This window comes from Henriciella sp., from assembly GCF_049649345.1.
Lineage (GTDB): Bacteria > Pseudomonadota > Alphaproteobacteria > Caulobacterales > Hyphomonadaceae > Henriciella.
The window spans coordinates 1-6,084 of the sequence record NZ_JBARZC010000251.1; the positions used below are offsets into that span (position 1 = coordinate 1).

Genomic DNA, 6,084 nt, shown 5'->3' on the forward strand with positions numbered 1-6,084 from the left:
GTTCGGGGTGAAGGGGTTCACGCTGTCGATGATCGAGACGGCGATTGAGGTCACGAGCGGCAAGGTGCCGGCCTCGACAATCAAGGAAATCCTTGAAGCCGGCCGGGCGATGCTGTCCCATCCGGTCGAGACGCTGCCTGGTGTGCAGGACACGCTGGAGGCCGTCGCGCCGGACTATTCTCTGATCCTGATCACCAAGGGGGACCTGTTCGATCAGGAGCGAAAGCTCGCCCAGTCCGGGCTGGGCGACTATTTTGACGGGGTCGAGATCGTCTCGGACAAGACGCCGGCCGTCTATGAGCGGGTCTTCGGGGCAAGCGAGGGCGGGCCGGGCGCGGCGATGATGGTTGGCAATTCGCTGAAATCGGATGTCATCCCGGCGATCGAGGCTGGCGCCTGGGGCGTCCACCTCCCGCACGGTCTGACCTGGGCGCTGGAACACGCCGATCCACCAAGCGGCGAGGCCCGGTTCCGTGAGCTCGACCGGATCGACGGGTTGGTCGAATTGCTGGAAGCGTTGTAAACTCGCGCGAGCGTTCGCCATCGGCGCGGTGTTGGTGAACACCTGACAGGCGCCGGCAAGAGGAGCTCTGCCATGCAGACCAAACGAAAACTGGTAAAGATCGGCCACACGGCGGCCTCGGCAGGGCTGGTCGGAGGGCTGCTGGCCTATATGGCGCTTCTGTCAGTCAATGCGCCGGAGACGGCGGCGGGCTATGAGCAGTTGCGCGGGTCGATCAAGGTGATTTCGGACTGGGTAATTTTTCCCTCGCTCGCCATTGCGCTCGTCTCGGGCATCCTCTCCATGGTGGTTCACACCCCGTTTCAGGACAGGGGATGGGTCTGGATCAAGGCGGCGCTCGGCATATTGATGTTCAAGGGCGTGCTGACCGTGGTGAATGCCAAGGCGAGCTATGCGGCTGCAGTGGCGGCCGACATCACAGCCGGAACCGCGGCGCCCGATGCGCTCGACGAGCTGTTGCAGCTTGAATGGGGAACGCTCTGGGTGGTGCTGGCGATTACCCTCGCGAATATCGTGCTCGGTGTCTGGCGCCCGCGCATCGTGCGGTTTGGCACGGCGTCAGGCACGAAAGCTCAGCCTGCAACGGCGCCCGCCAATGATGCAGACAGGGCCGCAGACAAAGCGGCGTGACGGCCAGCGAGCGTCGCTCGCAGCCGTGCTACACGACGTAATCGGCGCCTTCATTCCGGTCAGACGCCCGGCGCCAGACCCACCAGGAATAGGCGACACCGAAGAGCGAGACGGCCATCACGCAGGCAACGAAAGCGATCACCATGGGCAAGCCTCTCATCGTGAAGGCGATGACGATGCCGGCAAGGCCTGCGAGGATGTAGAGCGGGCCGACGAGGCGGTGTGTCTTCTCCCAGGTATAGTCGCTGGTCAGCGTCCAGGGTGTGCGGATGCCGAGGAAGAAACTCTTGCGCGTCTTCGGCAGGTAATTGCCAATGATGATGAAGATCACGCCGCACCCCGCCATGACGAAGCGAACGAATTCATTCGATTCATTGGCGCCGGCCGAATTCACCATCATCCAGGCGATGCCGCCATTGAGGGCGGCGAGAAGCACCATAATGGCAGCCCAGATGGCGAGATAGGCTTTACGGCTGCGCCTGAGATTATCCTTGAACGGATCGATCGCCGGGGCGGCGGCGAGCAATGCGCTGGTGAAGATGGCGCTTGCCGGCAGGATGAGGAGATAGAGCAGGTCCTTGTCTTTCGCCGCAAAGGCATCGGCCTCACCTGAGGGGCCCCAATGGACTGGGATCTGTCCATCGGGCATCGCCCCAGACGCCCAGTACAGCGTCCCCAGCATCACGGCGATTGCGCCGGCTGACCATAAAAGTCCTGTCCTGATCATTCCGCGGCTTCCTTCATCTCATCATCTCCATTGTCTTTGCCCGTCAGCGCCAGGAGGGCGGCGGCGGCATCTTCCAGGACGCTCGTATTGGCGCGGTAGATGATGCTTGTGCCCTTGCGTTCGGCGGTGATCAGGTCTGCCTCCTTCAGGACGTTCAGATGCCGGCTGACAGTGGGCCAGCTTGCATCGAACGCCTCTGCGAGCTCGCCCGATGTTTTCGGGCCCTTCCGAAGAAGCGCCATCACCTGACGGCGGAGCGGATGCCCGAGCGCGCTGAAGACTTTAATTGCCATGGAAGCTAATTAGCATATCTGATAATTAGCGGTCAAGCTAAATACTATGGAACGATTGGCCGGTGCGAGAGTCCTGATACCCAGACGTGTTTTGTAAACTCTGAGAGGAGAGCGACCGATGGCGCTGCTGACCGGTTTCATTCTCGTGGCGATGCTCGGCATTGCCCACCATTTCGGCATTCTTTGCGTGCACAATTGCATGCCGCGGCTGAAGCACCAGACGCACCGGGCCGTGCTGACGGCGTTTCTCGGTCTTCTCATCCTTCACACGCTGGAGATCTGTGCCTGGGCAGCGGCCTATGCCGTCATGCTGGATGGGGAATGGTTTGGCACGCTGGGCGGGGTCTATACCGGCTCTGCCGAGGACCTCATCTATTTTTCCGGCATGAATTTCGTCACGCTCGGTTTTACCCAGCTGACAGCCGACGGGCCGATCCGGATCATCTCCATGATGCAGTCTCTGGGCGGGTTCATGATCCTCACCTGGTCGGCGACCTTCATCTACTCTGTGTGGCAGGATGCGGTGAAAAAGCGGTCGCAGGAGTAGCGCCCATAAAAGAAGCGCCCCTCGCGAGAGAGGCGCTTCTGGTCGGTCAGCCTGGCGAAGGGGATGAGACTACGCGGCGACCGATTTTCTTTGATCGTCGTGGCGGCCTTCGCACAGTTCTTCGACGATCTTGTCATTGAACGCATCAAGGTCGTTTGGGTTGCGTGATGTCACAAGACCTTCATCAACGACGACGGCTTCGTCACTGACGATGGCGCCGGCATTCTTCAGATCCTGCTGGATTGACGGGAAACCGGTCATCTTGCGGCCGTTGACGAGATTGGCCGAAATCAGCACTTGCGGGCCGTGGCAGATGGAGAAGACGGGCTTTTTCTGCTCGAAGAAAGCCGATGTGAAATCAAGCACCTTCTGCTCGGTCCGCAGGGCGTCCGGATTGAACAGGCCGCCGGGAATGAGAATGGCGTCAAAGTCGTCAGCCTTGACCTCATCCAGCGTCTTGTCCACCGCGACCGTCTTGCCGGGCTTTCGATGCTGGTTGGCTTCGATCTCACCATGCTCAAGCGAGACGATGACGGTTTTACCGCCAGCATTCTCGATGGCTTCTTTCGGTGAGGTCAGCTCGACTTCCTCAAAGCCATCTGTGGCGAGGATTGCGAGGGTTTTTCCTTCTGCTCGTTGTGTCATCTGAATCTCCTGAATTTCTGTTTGATCAGAGCGGCAGCGATCTTTCGCGCCACTTGCCTAACCAACGGGTGATCTGCACGAGCGTTCCGGGGTGGCACTGTTTTAAGTCCCGCAGGTTCAGGCGGCATTGTCATGATTTTCGATCTCGTCTGCGAGGCGTTGAACGGGTTCTTTTTCGGCCGCCATCTGTGCCTCATTGAGCGCGCTCAGAAATTCGCTGGGATTGGCCATGGTTGGAAAACTGATTTCGCCTTCGCCGCGCCCTTCAATGTCGAGCCCGCCAAAGCCGAAGATGCGGCCGATAATGCCCTGATCGAGTTTCGCGCCCTCGACCGCTTCGAGCGACAGCTGGGTCACATGGGCCGACAGAAACCCCTTTTTCATCACGACAGACCGGTTCGTCACGCCGAACTCGGTCGTCTGGAGCCGGATCATTTCATAGATAAAGTAGACGATGCCGATGATCAGCCAGCCAAAGATCAGAAGCGCTGCCCAGGCGCGCGCATACCAGAGCCAGTGAAAGTGGCCCTCCTGGACGACATGCTCGCCTTCATGCAGATGTTTGCGAATATACTTCATGAATGACTGTCCGATTTGCCGCCTGAACTGAATAAACGACCGGACGGGCGGCTCGTTCCAGAAGGCCCGCCTGAGCCGGTGCGGCTTGACGATGCTTTGCTTGACAGGCCGGCCGGTCATGCAATGACGTCAGAGGCTGGTATGCATATTGCTTAGCTGGGCCACGAGACCGTTCTTCAGGGTAGAAAAGCGACGGCGCGGTCTGATTTCTTGGTGTGTTTTCTATCGAATTAGGGGAAGGGCGGCACATGACTTTGAAACCCGAACAATATTTCGAGGTGTTCAACCACTTCCTGGTGACCGGTGATCCGATACAGATCAGCAGCTATGCCGACAATGTGGAAGTGTTTGGATCGGCCAGCCTGGGAGATGGCAGGGTCTATTTCGGACGCAAGGCGCCGGAAAAGTTCCGGCAGGTGATTTCAGCGGTGGCAGAAGAGGCCAAGCCGGCCAAGGTGCGGCTTCGCCACGCGCATATCGTGAACAGCCATGCGAGCTTCTTCCTCGATATTACGCGAGGCGGCAAGAAACACACCAGCGTTCTCAGCGTCTCGACCCGGAATGGCGTCCTGACCGAGTTCCATGAGGCGAAAGTCAGCCTCTAGGCGCAGAATGCGCTCGACACCGCTCTGAAGAGTGCAGGCGGTGCAGGAAGGCTGACCCCCGCCCATAGCCAAAAGGCTCGCAGGCGTGTAAATGCGCGCCAAACAAGCCTTGAAAGCACCTCCCTGACATGACCGAGCCCACGTCTCTTCGCAATATCGCGATCATCGCCCACGTTGACCATGGCAAGACGACCCTTGTCGATTGCCTGCTCAAACAGTCCGGCACGTTCCGCGAGAACGAAGCCACCGAAGACCGCATGATGGACTCCAATGATCTGGAGCGTGAGCGCGGCATCACCATCCTGGCGAAAACGACCTCTGTCGTCTGGGGCGATACGCGGATCAATATTGTCGACACGCCCGGACACGCTGATTTTGGCGGTGAGGTCGAGCGCATCCTTCACATGGTCGACGGCGCGATCGTTCTTGTCGATGCGGCCGAAGGCCCGATGCCGCAGACCAAATTCGTTGTCTCCAAGGCGCTGAAAGTGGGCCTGCGCCCGATCGTGGCGGTCAACAAGATCGACAAGTCGGACTCGCGTCCGGACTATGTGATCAACGAGGTGTTCGACCTGTTTGCCGATCTCGGCGCAGACGATGATCAACTCGACTTCCCGATCCTCTACGGCTCGGCCAAGAATGGCTGGATGTCGACCGATTATGAAAGCCCGGCCGACAGCATGGACGCGCTGTTCGACATGGTCGTCAACCATGTGCCGGAGCCGGCCGTTGAGGATGGCCCGTTCCGCATGCTGGCGACGACGATTTCTGCTGACAATTTCCTCGGCCGCATTCTGACCGGCCGGATCACGGCCGGCACGATCAAGCCGAACCAGACGGTGAAAGTGCTCTCGCGCGACGGCGAACTGGTCGAGCAGGGGCGCGTCTCGAAGGTGCTCGCCTTCCGCGGTCTTGAGCGCGAGCCGATCGAGGAAGGCGTGGCCGGCGACATCGTGTCCCTCGCGGGTCTCACCAAGGCCAACGTCGCAGACACATTCGTTGACCCGTCCGTTTCCGAGCCAATCGAAGCGCAGCCGATCGACCCGCCGACCCTGTCCATGACCTTCCGCGTCAATGATAGCCCGCTCGCCGGCACCGAAGGCAAGAAAGTGACCTCACGCCTGATCTGGGACCGGCTGGTCAAGGAAGCCGAAGGCAATGTCGCGCTGAAGGTTGAGCGGTCGGCTGAGGCAGAGGCCTTTACCGTCTCTGGCCGCGGCGAGCTTCAGCTGGCCGTCCTGATCGAGACGATGCGGCGCGAAGGCTTCGAGCTTGGCGTCATGCGACCGCAAGTCGTGATGAAGGAAGATGAGGCGACCGGCGAGAAGCTGGAGCCGATCGAGGAAGTCGTGATCGACGTCGATGACGAGCACACAGGCATCATCGTCCAGAAAATGAACGAACGAAAAGCCGACATGACGGAAATGAAGCCGTCAGGCGCAGGCCGCACGCGGATGGTGTTTCATGCGCCGACGCGCGGCCTGATCGGTTATCAGGGCGAGCTTTTGTCCGACACGCGCGGCACGGCGATCATG

9 protein-coding genes are annotated in these 6,084 nt (G+C 59.9%); 5 read left to right on the forward strand and 4 right to left on the reverse strand.

Features of this window, described 5'->3' with window-relative positions; genetic code table 11:
- Positions 1 to 523: HAD family hydrolase (locus tag WA989_RS06440; protein WP_424339682.1), on the forward strand; the 523-nt coding region annotated here is incomplete at its 5' end.
- A gap of 72 nt (positions 524 to 595) precedes the next feature.
- Complete coding sequence (locus WA989_RS06445) at positions 596 to 1,153, forward strand: DUF2269 family protein (protein ID WP_424339683.1); 558 nt, start codon at positions 596 to 598, stop codon at positions 1,151 to 1,153.
- 28 nt (positions 1,154 to 1,181) lie between these two features.
- Here the strand turns inward: WA989_RS06445 and WA989_RS06450 are convergent, their stop codons facing one another.
- Entirely contained in the window at positions 1,182 to 1,880 is a 699-nt protein-coding gene (locus tag WA989_RS06450) for an SdpI family protein (RefSeq protein ID WP_424339684.1), read from the reverse strand.
- Positions 1,877 to 2,173, reverse strand: a complete 297-nt coding sequence (locus WA989_RS06455; protein WP_424339685.1) for a metalloregulator ArsR/SmtB family transcription factor — start codon at positions 2,171 to 2,173, stop codon at positions 1,877 to 1,879. The genes WA989_RS06450 and WA989_RS06455 overlap by 4 nt, the downstream gene beginning before the upstream one ends.
- 118 nt (positions 2,174 to 2,291) lie before the next feature.
- Between WA989_RS06455 and WA989_RS06460 the strand changes: the two genes are divergently transcribed.
- Complete coding sequence (locus WA989_RS06460; protein ID WP_424339686.1) at positions 2,292 to 2,720, forward strand: hypothetical protein; 429 nt, start codon at positions 2,292 to 2,294, stop codon at positions 2,718 to 2,720.
- A gap of 69 nt (positions 2,721 to 2,789) precedes the next feature.
- Here WA989_RS06460 and WA989_RS06465 read toward each other — a convergent pair whose 3' ends face one another.
- Both WA989_RS06465 and WA989_RS06470 read right to left on the reverse strand, forming a co-directional pair.
- Positions 2,790 to 3,365, reverse strand: coding sequence for a type 1 glutamine amidotransferase domain-containing protein (locus WA989_RS06465; RefSeq protein WP_424339687.1), 576 nt, complete (start codon positions 3,363 to 3,365; stop codon positions 2,790 to 2,792).
- A 117-nt stretch (positions 3,366 to 3,482) separates the two neighbouring features.
- Complete coding sequence (locus tag WA989_RS06470; RefSeq protein ID WP_424339688.1) at positions 3,483 to 3,944, reverse strand: PH domain-containing protein; 462 nt, start codon at positions 3,942 to 3,944, stop codon at positions 3,483 to 3,485.
- A 248-nt stretch (positions 3,945 to 4,192) separates the two neighbouring features.
- On the opposite strand from WA989_RS06470, the gene WA989_RS06475 reads away from it, so the two are divergent.
- Entirely contained in the window at positions 4,193 to 4,549 is a 357-nt protein-coding gene (locus WA989_RS06475; RefSeq protein ID WP_424339689.1) for a hypothetical protein, read from the forward strand.
- A 128-nt stretch (positions 4,550 to 4,677) separates the two neighbouring features.
- Positions 4,678 to 6,084, forward strand: a 1,407-nt coding sequence (locus WA989_RS06480; protein WP_424339690.1) for a GTP-binding protein, incomplete at its 3' end; no start/stop codon positions are given.

Bases quoted from the DNA above. Each gene is read 5' to 3' on its own strand.
- WA989_RS06460 (WP_424339686.1), top strand. From the start codon at position 2,292: ATGGCGCTGCTGACCGGTTTCATTCTCGTGGCGATGCTCGGCATTGCC.
- WA989_RS06470 (WP_424339688.1), bottom strand. From the start codon at position 3,944: ATGAAGTATATTCGCAAACATCTGCATGAAGGCGAGCATGTCGTCCAG.
- WA989_RS06475 (WP_424339689.1), top strand. From the start codon at position 4,193: ATGACTTTGAAACCCGAACAATATTTCGAGGTGTTCAACCACTTCCTG.
- WA989_RS06450 (WP_424339684.1), bottom strand. From the start codon at position 1,880: ATGATCAGGACAGGACTTTTATGGTCAGCCGGCGCAATCGCCGTGATG.
- WA989_RS06445 (WP_424339683.1), top strand. From the start codon at position 596: ATGCAGACCAAACGAAAACTGGTAAAGATCGGCCACACGGCGGCCTCG.
- WA989_RS06455 (WP_424339685.1), bottom strand. From the start codon at position 2,173: ATGGCAATTAAAGTCTTCAGCGCGCTCGGGCATCCGCTCCGCCGTCAG.
- WA989_RS06465 (WP_424339687.1), bottom strand. From the start codon at position 3,365: ATGACACAACGAGCAGAAGGAAAAACCCTCGCAATCCTCGCCACAGAT.